Annotated in this window: 22 protein-coding genes and 1 tRNA gene; 12 read left to right on the top strand and 11 right to left on the bottom strand. The window is 52.1% G+C overall.

The window, feature by feature from the left end:
- Positions 1-227: 227 nt before the first annotated feature.
- The 7 genes from PSE_RS17645 to phnC form a co-directional block, all read right to left on the bottom strand.
- Positions 228-1,289 carry a porin gene (locus PSE_RS17645; RefSeq protein WP_014286094.1) on the bottom strand — a complete coding sequence of 354 codons (1,062 nt, stop codon included), beginning with the start codon at positions 1,287-1,289 and terminating at the stop codon, positions 228-230.
- 998 nt (positions 1,290-2,287) lie between these two features.
- A complete protein-coding gene (locus PSE_RS17650) occupies positions 2,288-3,403 on the bottom strand; it encodes a porin (RefSeq protein WP_014286095.1) in 1,116 nt (371 codons plus the stop codon).
- 611 nt (positions 3,404-4,014) lie between these two features.
- Positions 4,015-5,160, bottom strand: coding sequence for a porin (locus tag PSE_RS17655; RefSeq protein ID WP_014286097.1), 1,146 nt, complete (start codon positions 5,158-5,160; stop codon positions 4,015-4,017).
- Between the two features lie 765 nt (positions 5,161-5,925).
- Positions 5,926-7,290 carry a phosphonate ABC transporter, permease protein PhnE gene (phnE, locus tag PSE_RS17660; protein WP_014286098.1) on the bottom strand — a complete coding sequence of 455 codons (1,365 nt, stop codon included), beginning with the start codon at positions 7,288-7,290 and terminating at the stop codon, positions 5,926-5,928.
- 11 nt (positions 7,291-7,301) lie between these two features.
- A complete protein-coding gene (phnE, locus tag PSE_RS17665) occupies positions 7,302-8,177 on the bottom strand; it encodes a phosphonate ABC transporter, permease protein PhnE (RefSeq protein WP_051125995.1) in 876 nt (291 codons plus the stop codon).
- Between the two features lie 96 nt (positions 8,178-8,273).
- A complete protein-coding gene (phnD, locus tag PSE_RS17670; protein ID WP_014286100.1) occupies positions 8,274-9,200 on the bottom strand; it encodes a phosphonate ABC transporter substrate-binding protein in 927 nt (308 codons plus the stop codon).
- 41 nt (positions 9,201-9,241) lie between these two features.
- Positions 9,242-10,087: a phosphonate ABC transporter ATP-binding protein gene (phnC, locus tag PSE_RS17675; protein ID WP_014286101.1), complete on the bottom strand. Its 846-nt coding sequence runs from the start codon at positions 10,085-10,087 to the stop codon at positions 9,242-9,244.
- Between the two features lie 354 nt (positions 10,088-10,441).
- Here phnC and PSE_RS17680 point away from each other — a divergent pair, with 354 nt between their 5' ends.
- The 3 genes from PSE_RS17680 to PSE_RS17690 all read left to right on the top strand — a co-directional run bounded on the left by PSE_RS17680 (position 10,442) and on the right by PSE_RS17690 (position 11,699).
- Positions 10,442-10,885, top strand: coding sequence for a helix-turn-helix transcriptional regulator (locus PSE_RS17680; RefSeq protein ID WP_041768656.1), 444 nt, complete (start codon positions 10,442-10,444; stop codon positions 10,883-10,885).
- A 75-nt stretch (positions 10,886-10,960) separates the two neighbouring features.
- On the top strand, positions 10,961-11,215 hold the full coding sequence (locus tag PSE_RS17685; RefSeq protein ID WP_008547279.1) for a hypothetical protein: 255 nt from the start codon (positions 10,961-10,963) through the stop codon (positions 11,213-11,215).
- Positions 11,208-11,699 carry a hypothetical protein gene (locus PSE_RS17690; RefSeq protein ID WP_041768657.1) on the top strand — a complete coding sequence of 164 codons (492 nt, stop codon included), beginning with the start codon at positions 11,208-11,210 and terminating at the stop codon, positions 11,697-11,699. Before PSE_RS17685 ends, PSE_RS17690 begins: the two co-directional genes overlap by 8 nt.
- On the opposite strand, the gene PSE_RS17695 is transcribed toward PSE_RS17690, so the two are convergent.
- Positions 11,666-12,349: a GNAT family N-acetyltransferase gene (locus tag PSE_RS17695; RefSeq protein WP_014286102.1), complete on the bottom strand. Its 684-nt coding sequence runs from the start codon at positions 12,347-12,349 to the stop codon at positions 11,666-11,668. The genes PSE_RS17690 and PSE_RS17695 overlap by 34 nt on opposite strands.
- A 210-nt stretch (positions 12,350-12,559) precedes the next feature.
- On the opposite strand from PSE_RS17695, the gene PSE_RS17700 reads away from it, so the two are divergent.
- Positions 12,560-13,027: a hypothetical protein gene (locus PSE_RS17700; protein ID WP_014286103.1), complete on the top strand. Its 468-nt coding sequence runs from the start codon at positions 12,560-12,562 to the stop codon at positions 13,025-13,027.
- 164 nt (positions 13,028-13,191) lie between these two features.
- Here PSE_RS17700 and PSE_RS17705 read toward each other — a convergent pair.
- A tRNA-Ser gene (locus PSE_RS17705) sits at positions 13,192-13,281 on the bottom strand.
- 211 nt (positions 13,282-13,492) lie between these two features.
- Here PSE_RS17705 and PSE_RS17710 point away from each other — a divergent pair.
- From PSE_RS17710 to PSE_RS17725, 4 genes are read left to right on the top strand one after another with little or no spacing between them, the layout of a single operon-like run.
- Positions 13,493-14,200, top strand: a complete 708-nt coding sequence (locus tag PSE_RS17710) for a CerR family C-terminal domain-containing protein (protein WP_014286104.1) — start codon at positions 13,493-13,495, stop codon at positions 14,198-14,200.
- Positions 14,193-15,143 carry an HlyD family secretion protein gene (locus PSE_RS17715; RefSeq protein ID WP_041768658.1) on the top strand — a complete coding sequence of 317 codons (951 nt, stop codon included), beginning with the start codon at positions 14,193-14,195 and terminating at the stop codon, positions 15,141-15,143. Before PSE_RS17710 ends, PSE_RS17715 begins: the two co-directional genes overlap by 8 nt.
- Complete coding sequence (locus PSE_RS17720; protein WP_014286106.1) at positions 15,140-16,057, top strand: ABC transporter ATP-binding protein; 918 nt, start codon at positions 15,140-15,142, stop codon at positions 16,055-16,057. Before PSE_RS17715 ends, PSE_RS17720 begins: the two co-directional genes overlap by 4 nt.
- Positions 16,054-17,184: an ABC transporter permease gene (locus PSE_RS17725; protein WP_014286107.1), complete on the top strand. Its 1,131-nt coding sequence runs from the start codon at positions 16,054-16,056 to the stop codon at positions 17,182-17,184. Before PSE_RS17720 ends, PSE_RS17725 begins: the two co-directional genes overlap by 4 nt.
- 49 nt (positions 17,185-17,233) lie before the next feature.
- On the opposite strand, the gene PSE_RS17730 is transcribed toward PSE_RS17725, so the two are convergent.
- Together PSE_RS17730 and PSE_RS17735 are read right to left on the bottom strand one after the other, a co-directional pair.
- Entirely contained in the window at positions 17,234-19,627 is a 2,394-nt protein-coding gene (locus PSE_RS17730) for a PIG-L family deacetylase (protein ID WP_014286108.1), read from the bottom strand.
- 9 nt (positions 19,628-19,636) lie between these two features.
- Positions 19,637-20,686: an ROK family protein gene (locus PSE_RS17735; RefSeq protein WP_014286109.1), complete on the bottom strand. Its 1,050-nt coding sequence runs from the start codon at positions 20,684-20,686 to the stop codon at positions 19,637-19,639.
- 314 nt (positions 20,687-21,000) lie between these two features.
- Here PSE_RS17735 and PSE_RS17740 point away from each other — a divergent pair, with 314 nt between their 5' ends.
- The 4 genes from PSE_RS17740 to argH all read left to right on the top strand — a co-directional run bounded on the left by PSE_RS17740 (position 21,001) and on the right by argH (position 25,745).
- Entirely contained in the window at positions 21,001-22,254 is a 1,254-nt protein-coding gene (locus tag PSE_RS17740) for an extracellular solute-binding protein (RefSeq protein WP_014286110.1), read from the top strand.
- Positions 22,255-22,487: 233 nt separating this feature from the next.
- Positions 22,488-23,381 carry a carbohydrate ABC transporter permease gene (locus tag PSE_RS17745; protein WP_014286111.1) on the top strand — a complete coding sequence of 298 codons (894 nt, stop codon included), beginning with the start codon at positions 22,488-22,490 and terminating at the stop codon, positions 23,379-23,381.
- A gap of 1 nt (position 23,382) precedes the next feature.
- On the top strand, positions 23,383-24,261 hold the full coding sequence (locus PSE_RS17750) for a carbohydrate ABC transporter permease (RefSeq protein WP_014286112.1): 879 nt from the start codon (positions 23,383-23,385) through the stop codon (positions 24,259-24,261).
- Positions 24,258-25,745, top strand: coding sequence for an argininosuccinate lyase (gene argH / locus PSE_RS17755; RefSeq protein WP_014286113.1), 1,488 nt, complete (start codon positions 24,258-24,260; stop codon positions 25,743-25,745). The genes PSE_RS17750 and argH overlap by 4 nt, the downstream gene beginning before the upstream one ends.
- The last annotated feature ends 1 nt before the right edge of the window (position 25,746 follow it).

Here is a 25,746-nt window from a genome sequence, read left to right on the forward strand (position 1 = left end):
CGACGGGTTGGAACCGCCGGGCCTGAGAGACTGATTGAAAGATCAGGATATAAGAACTTCAACCAGATATAGATTAGAAGGTTTTGACCAAAACCAAAACTCATAAAATCTTGAAGTAGTACCTTCCTATACCCCCTGCACATGTAAGTCTGTGGCAGGTATCACATCAAGGCTTTATGAAAACGGTCCCGGCGACACCGCCGCCGAGACCCTCAATCTAAGAGATCTTAGAAGGAGTACTGAACGCGAGTGGAGATTTTCGCCAGCTCACCGTCTTCAGAGTCACGTGCAAGACCACCATCAACAACGAACTTCAGGCCAGCAACTGGAGCATAAACAACAGAAGCGTTTACAGTAGTTACGCTAGCGTCGAAGCCAGATACGTCAATTGAAGTGTAAGATGCATCAAGAGCTGCAGTTACTTTATCAGACAGACCAAACTCTGCGCCAGCTACGAGGTTGTAGCCAGTTGCACCAAGTGCATCTGTGAACTGAGCAAACTCACGGTTACCACCGATGTAAGACAGAGCGGAGTCAGCGTAAGCTGCGCCGAAGCCAACTTTTACACTATCTGTTACGTCTGCTTCAACCTGACCAGCAACAGCAAAGCCGTAGTCATCGTTGCTGTAAGCGTGCGCTGCAGCAAATGCGGATGCGGAGAACATGCCCTGTGTGTAGGACAGGCCAGCTTCAAAGTTAGCATCTTTGGATGCGCCGCCATATGCGTTGGAGTCCAAGATGCCGAAAGAAGCAGTCAAACCGTTACCAAGGTCAGCTGTTGCAGAGATCTGAAGTGCATCTTCGCCACCAGCAACTGGACCAACAGTCCCGATTTCGGAGTAACCACCAAATGGGTCAAATACACCACCGGTACGACCGATCAGAACAGAAACGTTGTCGAAGCCGAGCTGGACGTATGCGCTACCTGTACCAACTTCGCTGGTGTTGTCGTCATTCCAAGTACCTGTCAACTCAGTGTAGGTTTTGATGGAAGCAAACTCAGTGTCAGTCATGGACTCGAGGTAGATGTAACCACGAGCATATGCAGAATATGCATTGTTAGCTGCAGAATAATCTTTAGTCAGATCATGAGAAGTGTAGTTGGTGCGAATACGGCCGTGTACACGGATGCAGGTGTCCTGACCTGGCAGCTGGAAGTAGCCAGCGCCGAATGCATCACAAGCCTGTACGTAGTTTACTGGCTCAGCAACTACTGGAAGGTCAGCAGCCATTGCTGGAGTTGCTGCTGCTGCTGCAGCAGCTGCGATAGCGATTTTCTTGAAGTTCATCACAAGCTTCCCATAATTAGGATTTTAAACTTTATTTAAAACAGATCATCAAACCGCAATTCAGGTGCGCACACCGTCATCAAACGTGTCTGAACTGTCCCCGTGAACCTTCCGCCTCAATTCAAGCGCCTACTTGAAGAGAAAGCCCCCTGAAGGTTCGTGGGGAGAAATTACAATGTTCAGATTATTAGGCAAGCCTATTCAGGTCGGCATATTGCCTATTTCTATTTGTCAAATTTTACATGTGATTTTTTTACAACACGACAAATAGGCAAATCAAATCAGTTTATGAAAAGCAAAAGTTATCACTTTGTCTCCATGACAATATGGAGATACAACTTAAGAGAAATATTTCAGTAATTATTACTTATTAGATTCAATAGCTTAACACTAATAACAGAGACCAAGACAAAATGGTAGCAACGTCCCGCATACGATGTAAACGTTTATAGGCACATCAGCAGCCCTCTCACAGCGTAGTGTGAATAAAACAGCTAGAGAAATAGGCAACCACGTCCGAGCTCGATCTAGATTGCCCTTCAAACTTTATTATCAAGATAAAGTTGAAGACCCTGCCTATCTCATAGAAATAGACAAGGATCTGACAAACAAATGAAGGTAAAGAGTGCCTGAGGAGAAATCTATCGAACTCTTATATCCATTAACAGGCACATGTCCGCACGACTATCAATTATAGCAGTACGCAAGCTCTAGGCTCCTCTGCCGCGCATAAGACCTGAATCCAGCTAATAGATAGAATAACGAACGTGAACAGTGCATCTTTTCAAAACAGACGCGCATGACGCTACCAGCAACTGTGATGTTGATACGAGGTAAAGCTACCTCGACGACATAACCCTTACTGCACATCAAATAGATTTTGCTCTTGTTGGGAAAGTCCCACTTGAAGCACGAACAAAAAAAGCCCCGGTAGCTTACAACTACCGAGGCTCTTAAAAATCAAATAGCGATTAAGCTATCAAACTTTTTACACCAGATTAGAAGGTGTACTGAACACGAGCACCAACTTTGGTTTCGTCTTCGTAGTCTTTGGAAGTATCGTCGTCCTGGGTGTTCCAGCCAGCAGCCAGAGCCAGACCGAGACCTGCAACTGGTGAGTAAACGATAGAACCGTTTACAGAAGTCTTTGTGTAATCATCGCTATCATTGTCAAATGCAACGTGGGAAAGATCAAGCTGAGCAGAAACTTTGTCAGTCAGAGCTGTCTCAAGACCACCAGACAGGGAGTAACCTGTTTTTGCTGCATCATCTCCATCAGAAGTGATGTAAGCACCAGCTTCATCAGCATACTGAGCCTGGAAGGTAATTTCTGTACCTTCACGAACCATGTCAAGGTTGAAGGTTGCAGTTGCACCAGCTGCGTAGCCGTAACCATCGCCATCAGCTTTGTTGTGCGCAGCACCGGAAAGCTGGAAGGAACCCCAACCCTGAGATACTTTCAGCGCACCAACGATATCAACAGCGTTTTCATCACCACCGCGGTAAGAAGAATCTTCTACAGAAGCAACCGCAGTGAAGCCGTTACCGAGGTCAGCAGTGAAGGATGCCTGCAGCAGGGAAACGTCAGAGAGGGAGATGCCGCCTGGAACAATCCAAGTGTAGCCAGTGAATGCATCGAACTGGGAGCTCTCACGACCAAAGAGGAAGGAACCATAGTCTGCACCGATCTGCACCCAAGCATCGTTCACTTTGGTGGACTGAGTTTCGGAAGCATTCCACTCACCCTGGAACTCAGTGTAAGTTTTGATAGTACCGATGTCGGTAGCAGTCATAGAAGTGAAGTACAGGTAACCACGAACATAAGAACTATAGTCGTTGGTCTTTTTCTCAGTTGTTTTACCAGCGTCGATGTCGTCCTGGTTAGTTACGTCTTCCAGACCGTCCTGCAGGTTGTGGGAAACGTACTGCGCGCGGATACGACCGCCGAGTTTGATGCAGGTGTCTTTGCCTGGCAGCTGGAAGTAACCAGCGCCGAATGCGTCACATGCTTTTACGTAGTTTACTGGCTCAGCAGCGAGTGGCAGATCTGCAGCCTGTGCAGAAGTTGCAGCTGCAGCAGCTGCTGCAGCGAGTGCAAGAGTCTTAACGTTCATAATCCTGACCTTCCAATGTCTCTCAATAGAAAGAAGAAATTGGCGTGACCTGTTTGGAGCAGCTCACATTTCCTCTTTTCCCAGCGACACGAGAACCTGAGAGGCTCGCCCAAAATCTGGCAAAGCAATCAATCGGCTCGACCGCATCGATGGACATATTGATGCCCGACGAGATGGAAGATCGCAACATCAACCTAGTAGTTTGAAAGGGGAGAAACATCACCACGTGAAAGTAGTGTGTTTTTTTTGACACAACAGCTTCATGGAGGGAGCACCCCACACAAGTCATGCGACTTAAGTCATAGTTATTCCAACAACATATAACTAATTGAATTTATGAGATTATTTTTCATTAAAAATGGTAACACCTAATAGTGTTCACCATCAAATAAATGCAGTTTGGATGAGCCCCTGGGAAAAATTGCACTCTGGGGATTAAAATGCTGACTAAAATTTAACGAGCAAATCCAAAAGAGAAATAGGCAAGTCTATACACTCACACGCGTCCTCAAACGGAGGAACCCGGTGGTTTTGGACACCACCGGGAATGAGAGTCATTGGAAAATCAGGATTATTGAAGGTCCAATGAAGGTCTAAGGCTTAAGTCAACCTTAGAAAGAGCGCTCTACGCGGAAGTTCAAAGTAGCAGCATCTTCCTTTGAAGAACCATCTTCGTCTTTCTGCTTCCAGCCTGCGCCAGCAGAGAACAGGAGGCCGGAAACCGGACGGTATTCAAGAGTACCCGCTACAACAACTTCATTGAAGTCTTTGAAGGTTGCGGTTTCTTCGCCAGCTTCAACATCGAGGTAAGAACCTTCAAGACCGGAAGAGAACTCAGATGTCCAGTTGTGCTTGTAACCTGCAGCAATTGCCCATGCTTTGTTGGTTTCAAGTTCATTGCCTACAACAACAGCATCCCCAGTGTCATCTGCACCAACATAAGCCATCGCACCGTCTGCATATGCAGCCTGGAAGTTGAACACATCACCTGGACCAACCATGTCGAGATTCACACCGAAGCCTGCTGCGATGCCGTAGCCAACTTCAGAGGAATCGGCATCTGGAGAGTCAACTTTAGTTACAGCACCAGACAGGCCTGCCCAGCCCCAGCCTTGATTGATCTGAGCTTTAGCAACGAAGGAAGGAACAGTGTTACCTGCCTTATCACCACCAATGATGTCGTGCTGACGGTCAGAGTTGTCTTCGATAGAAGCAGCAAGTGTCAGACCATTAGCGAGTGCGTGGGTGTAAGATGCCTGCCAAACGGTGTCATCAGACATGTGGCGATCAAACACGTTAGAAGACAGGTTGCCAGTCCAGAGGTCAAATGCGGAAGTTGCGCGACCGAAAGTGAAACCACCGATCTGAACGTAACCTTTATCCAGCTTAACGCCTTCATTACCACGCTTGTCGGTGTCAGAAGTGAACTGGAAGTCTGCGTAAGTGCGGATCAGGCCCAGCTCAGACTGAGTGCGGGTGTCAACGCGAAGGTTTGCACGAGCACGGAAGTTCTGGTTGTTCTTGTCGTTACCGTAATCTTCGTCTTCGGTCAGGTTGTTGATTTTTGCTTCAACACGGATACGACCGCCGATTTTGATTGCAGTCTCAGTACCTGGCAGTACGAAGAAGCCTGCGCCGTATGCGTCGTTGATGCGTACGTAGTCTACTGGTGCGATGTCAGCTGGAAGATCAGCAGCCTGAGCGGAAGTTGCAGCAGCTGCAGCAGCGGCTGCGATTGCGATAGCCTTAAAGTTCATAATTCTAACTTTCTTTAAAACCAGAGCAGCTCGACCCTATGTCGATCCCTGACCACTCTGGCTCCCCACTTGCGCTTGCCGATCAAATCAATGTTTAAAACAATGATTCTCTCAGCGGGCACCGTCATGTGTGCCCCGCGCTGTTCACAGCATCAATATTTGTGATATTTCGATTTTAATCAATCATTCAAATGGAGTTTGAATTTTGCGAAATAGCGATGTGACACAATTAACACACCAGAAATGAAGGAATATATTGTGATTCAGCTTCACCTCAGAGCGTTCTCAAAGAGAAACTGAAGCAATTTGCGCGTAAATATACATCATATTTTGTGATATTAAGAATTCACTTATCAACCCAAGTCATACTGGCTACAACCCGAGTACATCCACCCTACAACTCTATATTTTCTGCGGTAATATTCAGTGAGCCAAACTTAGAAATACATACCTAAACACGAAATCTGAGATCGAACACATCACGACTACATCACAAAGCAATTATATAAATATTATTGATGAATAACATTGCACCAAATACATTGAGTCGATAAAATTCAACAATATCAAATACTTAAAGAATAAATTCACTCCAAATTCAAACATCCAAAGCCTAAATGCATTTTTTGACAAGTGCCGTGCGCAATGTGGACAAGCCTGCCCACAACCCGTTTCTTCCGATAAAACCCACCTCAAAACAGCACTCAACGCAAAAGGGCGGCCACTTATGTGACTGCCCTCTTCAATCAAAACCGTGTTTGAGACTTAGGCTTGTCCCTCAATCAGCTTCCTGCGCAACCATCCCGAGAGCTGATCCATCAACATCACGACAATAATAATAAGGAAGATAAGGTAGAGCGTGTTCTCCCAATCCTGCCGCGTACGCATTGTCTCAATCAGCTTGAGGCCGATGCCCCCTGCTCCCAGAGCCCCAATCACAGTCGCGCTGCGTGTATTACTCTCCAGATAGTAAAGCATCTGAGAAATGAAGAGTGGCAGAATTTGCGGAAACAGTCCGAACCGATATTTCTGAACCGGAGAAGCGCCGGTTGCCTGAACACCTTCGGCCTGCTTCTTATCCGCATTCTCGATCGCTTCAGAGAACAGCTTACCGAATGTCCCCGTATCCGTGAAGAAGATCGCGAAGATACCGGAAAGAGGCCCCAACCCAAACGCCCGGATAAAGATCAGTGACCAGATCAGCATGTCGACTCCGCGTAGAAAATCGAAGAACCGCCGTACGCCTGTCCGCGCCAGTCGAACCGGGTTCACATTCGCTGCAGCAGCAAACGCCAGAGGCAAAGCCAGAATGCCGGCAATCAGTGTCCCAACCACAGCCATGATCAAAGTCTGCAGCAAAGCAAAATAGACTTCACCATGTTGCCACTCACTATTTGTCCAAAACTCATTGAACATAAAGCGCAGGTTGGAAACGTCCGGATCGAGCCTGTCGGAAGAGAATGCCAGCGAAAGCAGCTCCCCTGAGCTCAGTCCATTCAGCTTGCTGTCAAAGTCGAACCAGAAGTTCTCCCAGCCCACAAAATAGCGATGCACCTCGACTTTGCTCTTCGTCAGCCAGATACGGGTATATAAAGAGGGGCGCGCATTCACCTGCGTCTTAGAAACCTTAAGCCAGTCAGCCTCCGTACCAGAAACAAACTGCGGCACACCATCTCCAACCTTGAACACAAAGTCCTGCCCATAAGAAGGATGGGTATAGGTCACCAACCCATTACCAAACCGCAGCACCCCATCTCCGCCAAGATCAATGGTGGTTTGACCGCCAGACTGCGTAATCCAGTTTGGCTGCTCTTTATATATAGAGCGTTGGTTGCCTTCCAGACTCACAACAAAGCCCTGATCCGCTTTCTTGAACTGATACTTCGCGTGCACTTTGTGAGCATAAGCATCCAGCGCAAACAACTGCGCCATGTCCCCGCGTGCCTTTTCAATCACGCCCGGAACGCCGAAAGCAAAAAAGCAAATCACGAGATAGACAACAGCGAGCAGAGAAAGCCCCGGCACCAGCAGTCGCTTTTTCCATCCCTGCTCAATGATACCCGGATAGAGAGTATCCAACCGCTGCACATCATCGGAAAGCGCAGCACCTGATAAACGAACATCTGTCATAGCGCGCTCCCTCAAACCTGACCTGTCTGGCCAATCAGCTTCTGCCGCATCCACCCGCTCAGGTAGTCAATGGATGTGATAGAAATGACCAGCATGAAGATAATGACGAGAATGTCGGCACCGTAGTTCCAGTCCACCACCATCTTCAGTTCCGCTCCAAGGCCACCGGCCCCCACAAAACCAAGGATCGCAGAGGCGCGCACATTAACCTCCAGACGAAGCAGCCCATAAGACAAAAAGTTCGGCAGCACCTGAGGCAGTACGCCAAAGCGGATTTGCTCCAGCCAATTACCGCCCACACTGCGGATCCCCTCAACAGCCTTCAGGTCACAGTTCTCATTCACCTCAGAAAACTGTTTGGCCAAAGCCCCAATCGTATGTGTGGTCACTGCAATCACAGCAGCAACCGGGCTCGGGCCAAAAATCAGCACCAGCAAAAGCGCAATTACGATCTCAGGAAACGCACGGAAGATATCCATCACGCGGCGCATGGCACCAACAACAAATCGGTTGCTCACCAGATTGCGGCTAGCAACGAAACTCAACGCTCCACCAAGAAAGAAAGCAAGAAGCGTGGAGACCAGTGCAATGTTCACCGTCTCCAGAAGATAAGGGAGGTATTGAAGCACAAGCCCGAAGAGACCAACCAATCCCTTTTCATAGGCCCCAACGAAAAGCTCTACCGGATAATCAAAGAACTTACCCAGCCCGGCCCAAAAACCACCGGAGTTCGCCTCGTCGGCAATGTACAAGCCGCCGAAAATGCTCAAAGCACAAAGCCCGAGCAGTGTTATTGTATAAAGAGTACGGCGCCGGGCAACTCGCTCATAGGCCTGAGAGATCTCGGCCAGACGGGAAGCTTCGGCAAGCGCCAGATGAGCGGCCACTTCAACATCCTCCAAACAGGAAAAAACTGAGAGCCCTCACGACCCTCATAAAGAAAGGGCGCGGTGAGATCCGCACCCTTCAATAATCAATGAGAGTTAGTTAGCTTTTTTCGCTTCGATCTTACGGCGACGCGCTTCAACAATGGTCTTGTAGAAGTCGTGGTTCACGTCCACATAATCCGCATATTCGCCGCCTTGTGCGGAGTAAAAACACTCGGTCTCGTCTGTCACCATGGACTTCAGAGATGCAACAACCTTACCTTTAACATCAGCTGGCAAAGACTTGCGCACAACAAGCGGACCGTTTGGGATCAAAGGTGACTTCCAAATCTGAACCAGATCAGACATATCAACCATGCCCTTATCAACCATCTTGCGCAGGTTGCCAGAGGTGTAGCCCTCTTCCCACTCACCAACGCCGGATGCCCAGGTCACACCACCATCAACATCGCCATTCAAAACAGCCAGAACATTCTGCTCATGACCACCGGAGAACTGAGTAGACGCGAAGTACTCATCCAGCTTCAAACCCATTTCATCAAAAGCAACGGAAGGCACCAGATAGCCAGAAGTCGAGTTTGGGTCAGCAAAGCCCATGCGCTTACCCTTCATGTCTTCCAGAGTTTCAATGCCGGAATCCGCACGCGCAACCATCACAGAGTAGTAGCCAGTCGCGCCATCAGTCTGCTTGGTGGTCAGCACAGGCTCAACCGCATCCGGAGCAGAAAGATAAACTGCGGAATAGCCAGAAGCACCAAGCTCAGCATAATCCAGGTTTCCGCCTTTCAGGCCCTCAATGGTGCCAGCATAGTCCGCTGCCGGGAAAAGCTTGACCGGAACACCAAGAAGCTTTTCAAAACGATCAACCAGACACTGGTTGGAACGAAGACGATCCGCTTCGTTTTCACCACCAAGAATACCAATGCGGAACTCGGTGATTTTCTTTTCAGCCAGAGCCACAGGCGCAGCAAGAAGGGTTGTGCTGACAGCAAGAGCTGCAGCAACTTTAGCGACGACTTTCATCAGAGCACTCCAATATCAGAATAAAAATCTAAAACCCGCTGCTACTCAGCAGCAGAGACGACAGGTGAAACCTCACGTGTCGCCAGTTCCAGGGCAGCGATCTTTGCACCTTCGCTGCCAAGAGACGTAGAGGTCATCCCCTCCTCAAAACTCTCATCTGCACCGTAAATCTCACGGGCAACGCTGGCGGAAAGCTCATCCGGCTTCCCATCAAACACAATCTCACCGTCACGCATGCCAATTACGCGGTCGCAGTAGTTGCGAGCTGTATCAAGAGTATGGAGATTACAAATAACTGTCAGGCCATCTTCGGTGTTGATCGCCTTCAGCGCATCCATCACCACCTGCGCATTCATCGGGTCAAGCGACGCAATCGGCTCATCCGCCAGCAGCATCTTCGGCTCCTGCATCAAAGCCCGGGCAATCGCCACGCGCTGCTGCTGACCACCAGAGAGATTTTCGGCCCGCTTCAAAGCCGTTTCAGCAATACCCAAACGCTCAAGCTTCAAAAGAGCCTGCACCCGTTCTTCCCGAGTGAACAGCTTGAGCATGCTGGAAACAGTGCCATGTGCATTGAGCCGGCCAAGCATCACATTGGTGAGAACATCAAGCCTCGGCACAAGGTTGAACTGCTGAAAGATCATGGCACAGTCACGCTGCCATCTGCGCTTATGCGCCCCTTGCAGAGCCAGCACATCAACGCCATCAACAAGAACCCGCCCATCTGTGGCTGGGGTCAGCCGGTTGATCATCCGCAGCAAGGTGGACTTGCCTGCACCAGAGCGACCAATGATGCCGATCATCTGGGGCTTCTCGACAATAAAGCTTGCGCCTTTTACAGCAACATGCGCCCCAAATTCTTTTCTAACGCCTTCAAACTGGATCAAGAGTTCAACCCCGGTGCCTGTTAAAATTTCACGTACTAGGCACACGCGATTGTTACAGACAAATGACGCCTCTCCTCAAACCCACCCCGTCAAAAAACCGTCACACCCCACCTTCCCCACCTAGCTGGCAAAACAAGCAGTGCATTACGTTTTTGTGACAGAGAGAGGAAATGCATCAGTGTGCAGGCGCACCTGCGAAATATGCAGAGTTAGAAGAAGAATCGAAGATATGAATTAAGAAAAGTCAGCTTCTTGCTTTCAGCCTATCACCCACACAGCAACTGGACATTGCGTTGCCGCCTGACACACGGCATAATATCAATACATATTGCATAAAATTAATACTATGAAGCCATGAAACCGAACGAACGTCTTAGAACAGCCCGCTTCAATGCGGGATTTAAAACAGCTTCGGCTGCCGCCAGATCTCTTGGTGTCAATGTGAGCACCTACTCAAGTCACGAGAACGGCTCCAGGTCCTTTGGCCAGGAAGAAGCGACCCATTATGCGCGCCGCTTCAAAACATCTCCTCAGTTCCTGTTGTTCGGAGAAGACCACATACTCACGGACACAAAACCAAACGCTGAGAACCTGACACACAGCCTTCTGGGAGAAATTGCAAACGATCCCAACAGGCCTCAAACAGATAAACTTGACTTGGAGTTATTCTTACAGTCTTTTGAAGAAGGAATAAGACTCGAAGAACAGATTCTTGAAGGAAGGGGCAGCATAAGAGATTTATCTATTATAGTTGAAAATATATACAACGCAGCGAAGACGAAGAATACTAATAAATGATATTTTTTAACTAACGGATACTGCCTTATAGTTTGATCAGGCGCTCTTATCGTAAGTACCTAAAGAGAGACACATATGGAAAACGAAAGCGCACTATCACTCATCTGGCATCGCCCAACCCTCTCCCATAAAGAAGAGGTACTGGACCTTATTAAGACTGCCGAGAAGTTTGACCTGATCACAGCACTTAAGATGATGTGCATTAATCTTTATGATTGCCCCTACATAGATTTACTGAGCGAAAAGCAACAAAAGGAAGTGATCAACGCCTTCCGCCCTGCGCTGGTTCTCGCCTATACGCAGCAGAGACAGGAGCAAGAAGTTGCTTGAATACACCGAGAGGCGACCAGCAACAGCACTTATACTCGAAGAGTTGAGCACAACGGGCGCACAACTTTTGCACATCTGGAACCAGTCCAATGGCCACCTCTCACCCGAGTTCATTGATTATGCCCGCAAAGTATTGCTCATGGCGCCTCCCGCAACACCCGGTGACAGCCCTGACATTCTAATGATCGGAACCGAGAGCTTTGCACGTCATGTGTTCGGTTCAAAATGGGCGCAACACCCAACCAGAGCCCGCAAAGCGATGCCGCAAACCTATCGACAACTGGTGGCGAGCAGTTACTGGTACGCCTATCAAACCAACAAGCCTATCTTTGATTTGATTGGCGCAAACCTCTCCGATGAGAGCTATCGTGAATATTGCAGATTGATCCTGCCCGTACATTCACGAGCAGGAGTATCTCAGCTTGTTGTATTCACGCAGGAATTACCCAATCAAGCATCGCGCGCTATATCCTCAATCAACTGAGTAAGCGCATAGGAAGGGTTTGCACACAACGCCAACCCCTCAGGAAAATCCCGCGCTGGAACTTCAAAGCGAATACCATCGGGTTGGCCGACCATCCATCCCCAACGCGCTCCGTTCCCATTCAGGAAATCAGCAGGCCGCATCCAGCAATAGATCCAGTCAAGACGCCAAAGATCAAAAGCAAGAAGCTGCGCAAGCTCCATCAATCTTCGCGCATATCCCAGTTTTCTCAAGTCCGGCCTGATCCAAAGATCCCCCAGATACCCAACTTGCCCTGATATACGTTTCGCAATCTCCGGCTGAGCATCTGTCATCTGCACAGGGTTGCCATCCACATCGTCATATCGCAATCGCCAATAAGATGCCCAAAAGTCAGAGAGCACCATCCCATGCAGCGGCTCCAGCCGGATTGCCGCAAAACCGCAGAACTTCTTTTCACCAGGAAGCCTGAGCCCTATCCAGGCTGCATTCTCTTTACTCTGCCCATTGAGAGAGGGAGCAAAATGCGGCGTAAGCCCTCCCTTGACCTTCGGCAAAGCCTTGGCCGCGTCTGCAAATGAATCTCCCTGCAAAATCTCAAAACCATTTTTTTCAAACTCAGAAATCAGCTTAGCCGCTGCCTGATAGAGCACTAAACGTGCCACCACCATGTCGGTACCTCCAAAGACTCAAAGAGCAAACAGAATCAGATATCCACACTAAACCTAGTGAATTTACCCCCTAAATCTAACAATCAACATACTCTGTCTTTTGTCCAGATTCACGACACAGGACAGCATGTGCAAAATTGATACGTTACGCATTGGGGTAGCGTCTGCGAGAGCAATTTTTTTAACACTAAATGTGTGAGTTTAAACATCATGACTGACTTTGAAGTAATTAAGCTTCTTCGTGAACATCGAAGAAAACTATCTCGTCTTCCAGCAGGTTCAATTGTCCGTTTCAAAGGCAGCTACCCCGAAGACTTAGGAGAATGCAACATTGGCATTGTGCAACGCGATGCAGCCCTGAGTGCTGTGGTCGTCCTGTACATCGATGCAGAAGGGCAACCTCAGCAAGCGGTCGCAGCTGCATCAGATCTGTCTATTGTTGAAAGTGAGCAGGATGAACCTTTAGATCAGGACAACACAGCCCGAGATACACGCGATGACCTGCAGCCGGGCATTAACAAACTGACCAGCCAGATCAAAAGCGCCGCTATATCTGACACAGACAAGGCAACTCTTGCCTTGCGGGCCGGAAAAGCAATCCTCTCAAACATTGCAGATGAGATCTTGGTGAGCCAGTTCACCGAGACGCTGGAAACAGAAGACGCAACCACCATTTAATGCATCTGTTTCTGATGAGGCGCCATACGCAACAGTGGCTTCCGTAACAAAGTGGCAGGGCCCCGCCCTGCTCCTCTCTACAAACGCAGTGCAGGAACGAACAAACGCACAAGCCATAACAGGCTGGCTCGCCTGCATTTTCACTCAACAATGTAAAGGGAAGATGGCGGACACGGAGGGATTCGAACCCTCGAGACCCTTCCGGGCCTACTCCCTTAGCAGGGGAGCGCCTTCGACCACTCGGCCACGTGTCCATGCCCGGGTAGATACCCACGAACCATCTGAAATTCAAGAGCAAGTAGCAACTGTAGCTGTGGAAACAGAAAATACCCTGTGTAGAAACTGCAAAACATCGCAGACCTCCCCGATTTCTCCTCAGCAAGAAATTTTGGGCACCCTCTTTACAAGAAGACAAAACAGGCGTAATTTTCAATCAATCGATTGATTGAATAAGAAGGTGCCATTATGTCAAACACCCCTACCCCTGACGAACTGCGCGAAGCGCTGGCATCTGACACGCCCTCCGCAAAGACAAAACGGGATCTGATTGAATCTGCCCTCTACCACTTCGGCCACGAAGGGTACGCCGGCACCTCAACCCGCTCCATCGCGCAAACCGCAAAAACAAACATCGCCTCAATCGCCTACCACTTTGATGGCAAGGCCGGATTGAAGCGGGCCTGCATCAACTTTGTCGCCATGGCCATTGGAGATGTACTCTCGGTCATCCTGAACAGAAAGCTCACGGACATTGAGCATCTATCGCCAGAAGAAGCACGCGCCAAAATTCTGGAGATGATCGACCGCATGATCACCTTCACCCAGACCAACAAGCGCGCGGAGCTGGTGATTGGCTTTATGCTGAAGGAAGTGCTCCACTCACCTGATGAGATCGACACGCTCTATCACATGCTCTTTGAGCCACTGATGGACCGCGTCACCGCCCTCTTCAGCCGCGCCACCGGACAGCCCGTCACGTCAGATGAGCTGAAGCTCGCCATCTTCGCCATGATCGGCCAGTTGCTTTACATCCGTCTGGCCCGCCCACTGGTGCTCAAGCGCATGGGATGGCAGGCCGTTGGCCCGGATGAGCTGGCGCAGATCAAGGCAATCCTGACACGTTCCATCAATGCCCTCCTCGATGATCTGTCGAAAGGCCCGGACCATGCTTAATGTCTGCGCACTTCCCATTGTAGCTGGGTGGGTCGCATTTTGTGCGCCAGAGCCCAACCTGACCGCTGGCTATGTCGAAGGAGAGTACCTCAAGCTTGCGCCCGTGGAACTCTCCGAGATTGCCGATGTGAAGGTGGAAGAAGGAGAACTGGTCAAGAAGGGCCAACTCATCGCCGTTCTGGAAGCCTCAGATGCCACCATGAAGCTGGCTGAAGCAAAAGCACAGCTGCAGCAGACACTCGCCTCGCTGAACGACCTCAAGCTTGGCAAACGCCCGGAAGAGATTGACGTGCTGAACGCCACTCTGCGCTCAGCACAGGCGCAGGCCAAACATTCCCAGAACGTCTACGACAGATATCAGGGCCTCCTCACCCGCAAAGTCATCTCGCAAGCGCAGTTTGATGAGGTGGAAACCGCCCTCCTCGTGGCACAGGCCCGCATCACCGAACTGAAGGCTCAGCTTTCCGTCGCCAAACTGCCCGCAAGGGAAGATCAGATCGCCGCAGCTGAAAGCCAATATGAAATGGCCAAGGCAAAGGTGGATCTGGCAGAATGGCTGCTGGAGAAGCGCAAGATCTACGCCCCCGAAGATGCCAAGGTCACAGACGTGTTCCTGCACTCTGGTGAAATGGCAGGCCCAACCGCGCCTGTTGCCAGCCTGTTGCCCGTCAACTCCATCAAGCTGCACTTTTATGTGCCGGAACAGCGCTACGGCCAGCTGAAGCTTGGCACCAAGTTCAATGCCAGATGCTCCGGTTGCACCACGCTGCAAGCCCTGCAGATTACCCATATTGCAGAAGGCCCGGAATTTACGCCGCCTGTCATCTATTCCTTGGAGACACGAGAAAAGCTGGTCTACGAAATACAGGCCAAGCCCATCACCACGCATTCCCAGTTGAGACCCGGTCAGATTTTTGACGTTGATCTGGACAGCTTGCAATGAACGCAATCGAAGTCACCGGCCTGACAAAACGCTTTGGCGACAAACTGGTCGTCAACAATGTCTCGCTTAAAGTCAAATCAGGTGAAATTGTTGGCTTCCTTGGCCCCAACGGTTCAGGCAAAACCACCAGCATCCGTATGATGTGCGGTCTGCTGCGGCCAGATGAAGGCCACGGTCAGGTGTTGGGCTACGATCTGATCAAAGACCGCCTGCTAATTAAAAGCCAGGTTGGCTACATGACGCAGAAGTTCTCCTTCTACGAAGACCTGACCATCGAGGAGAACCTGAGCTTTGTGGCGCGGCTTTATAATCTAAAGCCCGTCAAGAAACACACCACCGAAACGCTGGAAAAACTCGGCCTGCTTTCCCGTCGCAATCAGCTGGCCGGTGAGCTGTCAGGGGGGTGGAAGCAGCGCCTCGCCCTGGCAGCCTGCACCATGCACAAGCCCAAACTGCTGCTGCTGGACGAACCAACAGCAGGCGTGGACCCCAAAGCCCGCCGTGACTTCTGGGAGGAAATCCATCGCCTCGCTACCGATGGCATGACGGTGCTGGTCTCCACCCACTACATGGATGAAGCAGAACGCTGCCATCGCATCACCTATATCTCTTATGGCGAACTTCTGGCCGATGGCTCCCTGCACGATGTCATCGCAGATGCCGGACTGCACACATACTCACTCACTGGCCCCAACCTTGAACGGTTCATTCCTGAGCTTCAAAACAACAAAGGCGTGCAGCAGGTTGCGCCATTCGGAAATTCTCTGCACGTCACAGGTACAGACCTTCAGGCCCTGAAACGCGCGCTCAAACCACTTGAGCAGCACGAAGACATCCAGATCGAACAATCAGAAACCAATCTGGAGGATGTCTTCATCAAGTTCATGAGCGACAGCACGGACAATATGCAATGAGCAGCATCTTCTCCCTACAGCGGCTCTTCGCCATGCTCATCAAAGAGTTCATCCAGATGCGCCGTGACCGCGTCACCTTCGCCATGATGCTCGGCATACCGCTGGTCCAGCTTGTGCTGTTCGGCTACGCCATCAACAACGACCCACGCGGCCTGCCAACAGCACTGGTCTCTCTGGCAAACGATCCCTACTCCCGCGCCGCTGTCACCGCACTGGAGAACTCCCAGTACTTCAAGTTCACGGAGAGAAACCTCTCTCCTTCGCAGGCCCGCACTCTGCTTAGAAAAGGCGAAGTCACCTTTGTGGTGACGATCCCAAGCGACTTTGCCAAACAGGCAGAAGCCGGAACGCCCAACGCTCTCATTGAGGCAGATGCAACTGACCCGGCAGCTTCCGGCGCAGCTGTAGCATCAGCCCCCTCCATCATTGAAAGAGCTGTAGCCTCTGTGAAACAAAAGAACCCGAGCCTGAAACAGGATCTTTTGAAGTCCAGCACGATCATTCATCGCAAATACAATCCGGAAGGCATCACCCAGTACAACATCGTCCCCGGCCTGCTTGGCGTTATCCTGCAGCTGACACTGGTGATGATGACAAGCATCGCCCTCACTCGCGAGACCGAACGCGGCACCATGGAAAACCTCCTGGCCATGCCCGCCTCTCCTTTTGAGATCATGTGCGGCAAGGTCCTGCCCTATCTGGTCGTGGGTGCAGTTCAGGTCGCTGTAGTGCTGGTCGCTGGCCGCATCCTGTTCAGCATCCCGTTTGAAGGCGACCTGATGCTGCTCATTGGCGCTATTCTGGTCTTCGTGCTCTCACTGGTGCTGCTGGGATACTTCATTTCAACCATCGCTCGCACTCAGATGCAGGCCATGCAGATGACGTTCTTTTTCTTCCTGCCATCACTGCTGCTCTCCGGCTTCATGTTCCCCTATGCAGGCATGCCGGGCTGGGCGCAGACACTGGGCGAGATCTTCCCGCTCACCCATTTCCTCAGAGTTGTCCGCGCGATCCTGCTCAAAGGAGCAGAATGGAACGAAATCTCCGTCAGCGTCTACACGCTCTTCCTCTTCGTTGCCGTACTCCTCATGCTGGCACTCAAGAGGTTCAAACGCACACTGGACTAAGACAAGAAACTAAAGAGGCGCTGAACTCCAGCGCCTTTTTTGTTGTTCATCAGCTCGCTTCCAAAGCCTCAGCATTTTGAGAGGTCTCCCCCTCTCCTGAACCATTTGAGACAAGGTTTGCCATCAGGCGGAAGGCACCCGGCACCAGCTTCTCCATCTGGTGATGCAGAATAAGCGAGGTGTGAATGTGCTGGCCTTGCCCAAACGCACCAGAAAGCAGAATGCCCTGGTGAGGCGCTTCATCCGGGTCAGCCATCTCCAGCAGCGGCTCATAGGCTTCATCCCAGCTCTTGGCAAAGTACAGCCCACGCTCTTTGTGCCAGTTCGCCCAATCATTCTCACCAATGGCGTTCGGCTGGTTGAGTAAGTCATGCTGCGGGTTCAGATAGCGCACTTCTGCGTTTTCATCCGTCACTCGCCAGCGCAGGCTTGGCGAGCCAATCTCAAGCCGTTTCAGCGGAAGCTTGTCCGCATCCCAGCGATCCCATGGGCGATGATAAAGCGTAATCAGGCGGCCACCAGCCTTCACCCAATCATGGATATCTTCAATCCCGTCATGCAGATCCTGCCTGTTGCGGAACGCGAAGATACCAATCACCAGAGTATCCAGCTCTTGCAGACGTTGCGCACTCAACTCGCCAACGGACAGCTCAACCACATCGACACCAATGTCACCAAGCCATTTGCCAACCCGGTCATTGCCGCTGCCAACGTAACCAACACGCTGCGCTGCAAGACGGGCCTCAACCACGCAAACACGGATTGTCGCTGGTGTGACCCGCACCCGCTGGCTCACATGCGGATAGGAAACCACATGCACCGTGTGAGCAGGCTCTCCATCTTGCAGGATTGGCAGCTCATAAAGCCCATCAGCCACATCGTCCGGTAGTGTCAGCTGGAAATCACCACCGTTTGAGTGCACTTGCCAGCCATCCGGCACATCAAGTGACAAGCCGGACGCGTTACCACTCACAGCAAAACTGAGAGAACGATCCGCCAGTGCGCTATTAAGCACGAAGCTGGTTTCATCCTGCTCCACCACATGACTTGGCAAAACAACAGGCTCCACCTCAAACGCAAGCCGCGTTTCAACCTCCACCCCGTGGGATGTAAACTGAAGCTTTGCACATGGTGCCTGAAGAACATCTGGTCGGTAGATCGCAGGATACGGATCGCTGGTTGCAGCGTCTGCGCTCACTTGCACACGGCCCTCTTGCACGCTCCACCCGTCAGGCAGATCCAGCTCATAGCGCACGGCACCGCGGCTGCACTCAAACGTGATCTCTGCGGTATCCCCACGCTTCAGCTGATCCTGAGAGAGACGAAGAGAGGCAACAATGCCTTCGGAGAGCTCCAGCACTTTCGCCAGTTGCAGCTCTTTGCGCTGCAAGCGGTGCAGAACCTCATCACGCGCCGCTTCCGGACACTCATCCTGAGCTTTGCGAACCAGCTTCAAAGCCTGCGCCGCTGCCGCTCCAATCATGGCACGGTTTGGAAACGCCTCAATCGCATCCAGGCAGTGGTCATGTGCCTTATCCAGCAGAGTCGCCAAGGCAGGCGCACCAGCAAAGGAGGAAAGCTCCGAAAGGTTACGCGGCAGATTGTCAGAAAGAGACTGCTCCTCAGTGCCAACGGTGCTTTCTGCCAGATGCAACGGCCAGACGTTGTTGGTGCTGTAATCCCGCCAGCGTCCCATGCCTTGCGTTTTGTGAAATGCACGCGATTGCTCGCCAATCTGTGCCCAGCTCCAGCCGGTGACTTCTTCCTCACCATTGCCATCAAACTCAAGCGTTGCTGGCGGTGGCGGCACCTCATCATCATACGCCCCACCGGCACCAGACCAGGCTGGCAGATAAAGCTTCTTCACCGTCCAGCAAGGCAGATCAACATCAGGAAAATCAGGATCAGCAGCCGCTTTCATCACCTCAAACGCAGCCTGTGTCATGGCGCGGTGGTGACCATGCTGGCCGGGAATGTTCAGAAAGGTCGGGCTAATGATGTCCGGACGTTCCTGCCGGATGATCTCAACAAACCGCTTCAGCGTGCGCTGATGCCCCCATTTGCCGAGCGTCTCCACTCCGCTCTTGGAGAACCCGAAGTCGAAGATATCGTCCTCGGCATTTTCAGAGAGCCAGTACATGCGCATATTCAGCACATCACAGGCCTTCTCCATCTCAGCCGTGCGCAGAACGCCGAGGTTCTCAGTAGCCTCCGTGCCAATGTCATTCTGCCCGCCCTCACCGCGGTTGGCGCAGGCATAGGACAACGCAATCCCGTCACGAAGACCGATCGCTGCCAGCATCTCAGAAATCTCATCATCTGGATGAGCACCCGTATTCATGAAGGAGACAGTTGACTTGAGCGGCTGTAAAGCGCGCCAAAGCTCCACCATCCGCACATGTTGCTTATGCGCAGCAATACGTTCTTGATCTGAAAGTGGCATCTCGTCCCCTCAGGCTACCTTCGAAATACTTGGAATATACGTGTCGTGAATAATCAGGGCCGCTGCGCCAAGAGCAGCCGTCATCCAACCGGAAGCACCACGCACCACGCGCGGCAAAGTCCGGTCAGCGCGAACGGAAACCGTCGCATCAATCAGATCCAGCTTTTCAATCAGCCGTTCCAACAACTCCGGCGGCATAGCACCGCCCAGAATAACGGCCTCCGGATCAAACAGGTTTTCCAGCGTGCCGATGGCCTGCGCCAGCGGATCAGCCGCTTCACTGATCCACTCTTCCAGATCAGGATCATTGGCAGCCAGCAGATCAGAAAGATCCTTCTGGTTTTCCGCTGACTTGCCGCGCTTTTGCAAAAACTCACTGGCTGCCATGCGGCTGGTGTAGGTTTCAAGGCACCCGCGATTGCCACAGGAGCAAAGCCGTCCGCCCCGCTCCACAACCACGTGCCCCAGCTCACCCGCGTTGCCAAACGCACCGCGCAGGATCTCACCGTTAGAGATCACGCCAAGGCCAAGGCCAGTCCCGAAATAAACAAAACAGAAGGATTGCAGCTCCGTCGCCGAGCCGGTGGTCTGCTCCGCAATCGCTGCTGCCGTCGCATCATTTTCCACCCGCACCGGCACCTGCAGCACGTCTTCAAACAGCGCCTGCGGGTCTTTATCGTCCCAGCCAACCAGCTCCGCTTTACCAGCACCGGTTAATCCCACGCGTCCAAACGGGCCGGGCATAACGATTCCCGCACCCAGAACAGGTGGCGCGTTCTTGCCAATGGATGAAAGCGCCTCATCACAGGCCGCCTTCACCGCAGGCAGAACAACAGCCGGTTCACTGCTCTCGATGTGTATGCGTTTGGTATAAAGCGTGTCGCCGAGAAAGTTCACCAGCGCGCATAAAATCGCGTTGGGGCGAACCTCCACCCCCAGCGCCACAGCGCCTGCCGGGTTCAGCGTATATTGCACCGCAGGCAGTCCGCGTCCTTTTGTCTGGCGTTCACCAGCAAGAATCAGCGCCTCACCTTCCAACTCCGCTATGATGTTACTCATCGCTTGTGTGGACAAACCGGTAAGGCGGGCAAGTTCTGCACGCCCCAGTTTACCATGGGAACGTAAGTGTCCGAGAACGACTTTCCTATTGTGAAGTCGAGTTCTTTCAGCGTTTGAGCCAATGATTTTAAGTGGTGCTTTTCGATGCATATCTATCCATTAATTCAAAACACTTGAATATTCAACTTAATTGAATTAAATCTGTTCAGCATTGTGAAATATTAAGAGAAGAACATTTCTTTTCGCAATTTATCAAAAGAAGCTGGGGCGAGGAATAGAGGGCAGCTCCGACTTTAGGACTTAGGAGAGGGTCAATGAAGCAATTGAAAAAGTGGATGCTGGGGGCAACCACCGCAGCTTGCGCAATGTATGCGGCAGGCAGCGCACAGGCAGTAGAAATTGAGTACTGGCAGTATTTCTTTGAGCCACGCGTCAAAGCAATGGAAACCCTGATCGAGAACTTCGAGAAGGCAAATCCGGACATCACCGTCAAGATGACCCACTTCCCGTATGCGGATTACCGCACGAAAGTGGCAGCAGCGATCCCTGCAGGTCAGGGCCCGGATGTGGTGCAGCTGTTCTATGGCTGGCTGAACGACTACGTAAACGCGCAGCTCATCCAGCCGCTACCAAACGACGTATTCCCACCAGCTGAAATCGAAGCTGAGTTCTTCCCAATGGTTCAGGCCATGAAGCGCGGCGATCAGTACATGGCTCTGCCAACCGCAGTGCGCTCGCTGGCTCTGTTCTACAACAAACGTCTCTTCGACAAGGCAGGCATCGACGGCCCGCCAAAAACACTGGACGAGCTGGTTGAAACCGCCAAGAAACTCACCCAGACAGACGGCGCAGGCAACCTGTCCACCGTTGGCATCACCACCGGCATGAACGCGCAGGACCACCATTGGTTCCGCGAAGTGCTCGTACGCCAGTTCGGCGGCGATCCGTACATGGATAACTACAAGAAGGTGAACTACAACACAGAGGCCGGTAAAGCCGCTCTGAAGTACTACTCCGATCTTGAGTTCACCCACAAAGTGACCGCAGCTGGCTTCATGGATGAGCCGCAGGCAGCCTTTAAGGCAGGCCGCGCAGGCATGCACATCGATGGCTCCTTCCGCATCGGCGCACTCAACAAGGTACGCGGCCTCAAGTGGGGCGTGGCAGAACTGCCAGCAGCTGCTGACGGAACCCAGTCCAACTACTCCTCATACTGGGTCAACGGCATCACTTCCAAGGCAACCGGCGAGAAATACGACGCAGCCGTCAAGTTCATGAAATACGTGACCTCCGATGAGGCCATGCAGGTCTGGCTCGACACCGTTGGCGAACTTCCAGCAAAGCCATCTGCTGCGATGACCGATGCAAACGCAAACCACGAAGTCTACGGCCCGTTCATCAAAGGCCTCGGCTACGCAAAGACAACCATCTTTGCCAACGAAAGTGGTCAGCGTCAGGCTCTGATGGACATGGTTGGCCGTATGCGTCTTGAAAGTCAGTCTGCAGAAGATTCCCTTGCTCAGGCAGCAGGCGAAGAGCAGAAGATCCTCGACGACTACTACAACTAAGCGTCTAAAACCGCTGCATCTCCGCTGATTGGAACCCGTTCTTCGGAAGAGGCGCGACGCAAAACAAAAGCATGTGAGGGCGATCCCTTTGCCCTCACATCTCAAGGTCAGCATATAGGGCAAAGGCTCTTTCAGCAGAGCCACAAAACACCTTAAAACAAAGAGTTAGAGCAGTCTCATGAATCATATTATGAGCCAACTGCTGCAATTCCGGCTATAATCAGGGGGCGGTTTTGGGGATTTATAAAAGGCTCTCGATCTCGCAAAAGCAGATCGTCTGGGCATGGGGGCTACTCGCCATCCCGATCGTTTTTTATGTGGTTGTGCGCTTCTATCCAACAGCGAACGCCATTCTGCTCTCTTTTCAGGAATGGAACCTGCTTGGCTCCCGCAGCTGGGCCGGGTTCGACAACTACGTAAAGCTATTCAGCGATCCAACCTTCTGGAAAGTGTTCGCCAACACCTTCCTCTATCTGATACTGGGAACACCAACTTCCCTGCTTCTGGCATTCGTGATCGCGTTCCATCTGGATAAGCTGCGCTTCATGCACGGCACCATCCGCGCACTGTACTTCCTGCCATTCATGACCAGCGCTGTGGCTATGGCATGGGTCTGGCGCTGGTTCTACCAGCCGGTTCCAATCGGCGTCTTCAACAACGCTCTGGCAACCTTCGGCATTCCGCAGATCCCATTCCTGAACTCCACCACCTACGCACTGCCATCCATTCTGGCACCAGCCATCTGGGCAGGTCTCGGCTTCCAGGTCATCATCTTCATGGCAGGCCTGCGCGCCATTCCGCAAACCTATTATGAGGCAGCCCGCATTGATGGCATCTCCGCATGGGAAACCCTGACAGAGATCACCATCCCGCTGCTCAAGCCAACCATCGTCTTTTTGGTTGTCTTCTCCTCAATCGGCTTCCTGCGCATCTTCGATCAGGTCTTCAACATGACCACGAACGATCCCGGCGGCCCGCTGAACTCCACCAAGCCGTTGGTTCTGATGATCTACGACACGGCCTTCAACTCTTTTGACATGGGGTATGCGGCAGCACAAACGGTTGTCCTGTTCACCGTTCTGCTCGTCGTCAGCCTGCTGCAACTGCGCGTCATGAGGGATAAGTAATATGGCTTTTTCAGAAACACTGGACACAGGCAAGAGCGCTGCATCCCTGCGCAGCTCAGCCCGCAGAAAACGCAGTCAGGCACAGTTCATCCGCTGGCTCCTGCTTTTTGCAGGCGGCATCGCCATGATCATGCCAATCGTGTTCATGCTGTCCACGTCCTTCAAATACCCGTTTGAGGTCTACAACCTGAATCTCATCCCGGAAGAACCAACCATCGAGAACTACACCTACGTTCTGGAAGATGGCCGCTTCTTCGGCTGGTTCACCAACTCGCTACTCATCGCCACCATTACAACCATCTGTAATGTGCTGTTCGACAGCCTCGTCGGTTACGTCCTGTGTAAGTACACCTTCCCGGGCCGTTACATCATCTTCATCGCCATCCTGTCGACCTTGATGATCCCAACTGAAATGCTGGTTATTCCGTGGTACCTGATGAGCTCCACATTCGGTTGGCTCGACACCTACTGGGGCATCATGTTCCCGGGCCTCATGACAGCCTTCGGCACCTTCCTCATGAAGCAGTTCTTTGAAACTGTGCCGGACGACTTCCTTGAAGCCGCGCGCATCGATGGCCTCAATGAGCTGCAGATCTGGTGGACCGTGGCCATGCCACTGGTGCGCCCTGCTCTGGCAGCTCTGGCAATCTTCGTGTTCCTCGGCAACTGGACCGCCTTCATCTGGCCACTCATCGTCACCAACAGTCAGGAAATGTACACCCTGCCCGTTGGCCTCACCACCTTCTCCGTAGAAGCGCAGGTGGAGTGGGAGCTGATCATGACCGGTGCAGCAATCTCAACCATCCCGACCCTGATCGTATTCCTGGTGTTCCAGCGCTACATCATTCGCGGCGTAGTAATGGCAGGGCTTAAAGGATGATCGACAGTTCCAAGTTCCCGCATCCGGTCTACAAGGACACCGTGCTCGCACCGCTCTTTGAAGGGGTCAAAGCACACCACACCACCTCGATCACACAGATCAATCAGGCCCATCTGGTGATGCTGTGCGAGACTGGCATCGTGCCACTGGAAACCGGCAAGCAGATCGCCAAGGCGCTGGTCGAGATCGAGAAAGATCTGGCCGATGCCGATCCGGAATACACCGGCGAGTACGAAGACTACTTCTTCCTCGTGGAAGCTGAGCTGAAGAAACGTCTGGGACCAGACATTGCCGGCATGCTGCACACAGCCCGCTCACGCAATGACATGGACCACACGGTCTTCAAGCTGGCACTGGCCAAACGCTGTGACGCCCTCACCCAGCAGGCGCTGCATCTGTGTGATGTGCTGATCAGAAAAGCCGAGATCGAGAAGGAAACGCTGATTGTTGCCTACACCCACGGGCAACCGGCACAGCCCTCCACCTTCGGCCACTACCTGTCCGCCGCTCTGGAAGTGCTGCTGCGCGATCTGGAGCGCCTGAAACTGGCAAGAGCTGGCATTGACCATTGCCCAATGGGCGCGGCAGCCATCACTACCTCCGGCTTCCCGATCAATCGGGAACGCATGGCAGAGCTTCTGGGCTTCAGTGAGCCTCTGCTCAACTCCTATGGCTGCATTGCCTCTGTTGACTATGTCACAGGCCTCTACTCGGCCATGAAGCTCATGTTCCTGCATCTGGGCCGCGTCATTCAGGATATGCAGTTCTGGAGCGCGTTCGAGGTCGGCCAGCTCTACGTGCCAAACAGTCTGGTGCAGATCTCGTCCATCATGCCGCAAAAGCGCAATCCGGTGCCGATTGAGCACCTGCGCCATCTGGCCTCCGTCACCGTTGGTCGCTGCGATGCAATCGTCGGCACTATGCACAACACCCCGTTCACAGACATGAACGATAGTGAGGGTGAAGTGCAGCAAGCGGGCTACGCCGCCTTTGAAAGCGGCAGCCGAGTGCTGGACCTGTTTGCAGCGCTCATTGCGGCAAGCTCCATCAATGAAGAGCGTGTTGCGAAAAACACGGACGCCTCCTGCATCACCATCACAGAGCTGGCAGACACACTGGTGCGTGAGGAAGGTCTCTCCTTCCGTCAGGCCCATGAGATTGCAGCGGAAACAGCCAAGGCTGTGATTGCAGAGCAAAAGCCGCTGCGTGATGGGTTCGACCCGTTTGGCAAGGCCTTTGAGGCCCATGCACAAAGGGTCTCCCGCATGAGCGAAGATCAGTTCATGCATGCTGTCAGTGCAGAAAATTTCGTTGCCATTCGCACCCGTCCCGGCGGGCCAGCTCCAAGTGCATTAGACGCTGCTTTAGAAGCCTACAAGCAGTCCGCCAAGGCGTTGAGAGCCAATAACAAATCATTTGTAGATCAAAGCGCGCAGGCCACCAAGGTGCGCAGCGCTGCTTTTGCAAAACTAGTGCAGGAGTGAT

This window comes from Pseudovibrio sp. FO-BEG1 (assembly GCF_000236645.1).
Classification (GTDB): domain Bacteria; phylum Pseudomonadota; class Alphaproteobacteria; order Rhizobiales; family Stappiaceae; genus Pseudovibrio.

Bases quoted from the DNA above. Each gene is read 5' to 3' on its own strand.
- PSE_RS17735 (WP_014286109.1), bottom strand. From the start codon at position 20,686: ATGAGTAACATCATAGCGGAGTTGGAAGGTGAGGCGCTGATTCTTGCT.
- phnE (WP_014286098.1), bottom strand. From the start codon at position 7,290: ATGACAGATGTTCGTTTATCAGGTGCTGCGCTTTCCGATGATGTGCAG.
- PSE_RS17700 (WP_014286103.1), top strand. From the start codon at position 12,560: ATGACTGACTTTGAAGTAATTAAGCTTCTTCGTGAACATCGAAGAAAA.
- PSE_RS17655 (WP_014286097.1), bottom strand. From the start codon at position 5,160: ATGAACTTTAAGGCTATCGCAATCGCAGCCGCTGCTGCAGCTGCTGCA.
- phnD (WP_014286100.1), bottom strand. From the start codon at position 9,200: ATGAAAGTCGTCGCTAAAGTTGCTGCAGCTCTTGCTGTCAGCACAACC.
- argH (WP_014286113.1), top strand. From the start codon at position 24,258: ATGATCGACAGTTCCAAGTTCCCGCATCCGGTCTACAAGGACACCGTG.
- PSE_RS17750 (WP_014286112.1), top strand. From the start codon at position 23,383: ATGGCTTTTTCAGAAACACTGGACACAGGCAAGAGCGCTGCATCCCTG.
- PSE_RS17710 (WP_014286104.1), top strand. From the start codon at position 13,493: ATGTCAAACACCCCTACCCCTGACGAACTGCGCGAAGCGCTGGCATCT.
- PSE_RS17740 (WP_014286110.1), top strand. From the start codon at position 21,001: ATGAAGCAATTGAAAAAGTGGATGCTGGGGGCAACCACCGCAGCTTGC.
- PSE_RS17730 (WP_014286108.1), bottom strand. From the start codon at position 19,627: ATGCCACTTTCAGATCAAGAACGTATTGCTGCGCATAAGCAACATGTG.
- PSE_RS17720 (WP_014286106.1), top strand. From the start codon at position 15,140: ATGAACGCAATCGAAGTCACCGGCCTGACAAAACGCTTTGGCGACAAA.
- PSE_RS17685 (WP_008547279.1), top strand. From the start codon at position 10,961: ATGGAAAACGAAAGCGCACTATCACTCATCTGGCATCGCCCAACCCTC.
- PSE_RS17715 (WP_041768658.1), top strand. From the start codon at position 14,193: ATGCTTAATGTCTGCGCACTTCCCATTGTAGCTGGGTGGGTCGCATTT.
- PSE_RS17645 (WP_014286094.1), bottom strand. From the start codon at position 1,289: ATGAACTTCAAGAAAATCGCTATCGCAGCTGCTGCAGCAGCAGCAGCA.
- PSE_RS17725 (WP_014286107.1), top strand. From the start codon at position 16,054: ATGAGCAGCATCTTCTCCCTACAGCGGCTCTTCGCCATGCTCATCAAA.
- PSE_RS17695 (WP_014286102.1), bottom strand. From the start codon at position 12,349: ATGGTGGTGGCACGTTTAGTGCTCTATCAGGCAGCGGCTAAGCTGATT.
- PSE_RS17650 (WP_014286095.1), bottom strand. From the start codon at position 3,403: ATGAACGTTAAGACTCTTGCACTCGCTGCAGCAGCTGCTGCAGCTGCA.
- PSE_RS17680 (WP_041768656.1), top strand. From the start codon at position 10,442: ATGAAACCGAACGAACGTCTTAGAACAGCCCGCTTCAATGCGGGATTT.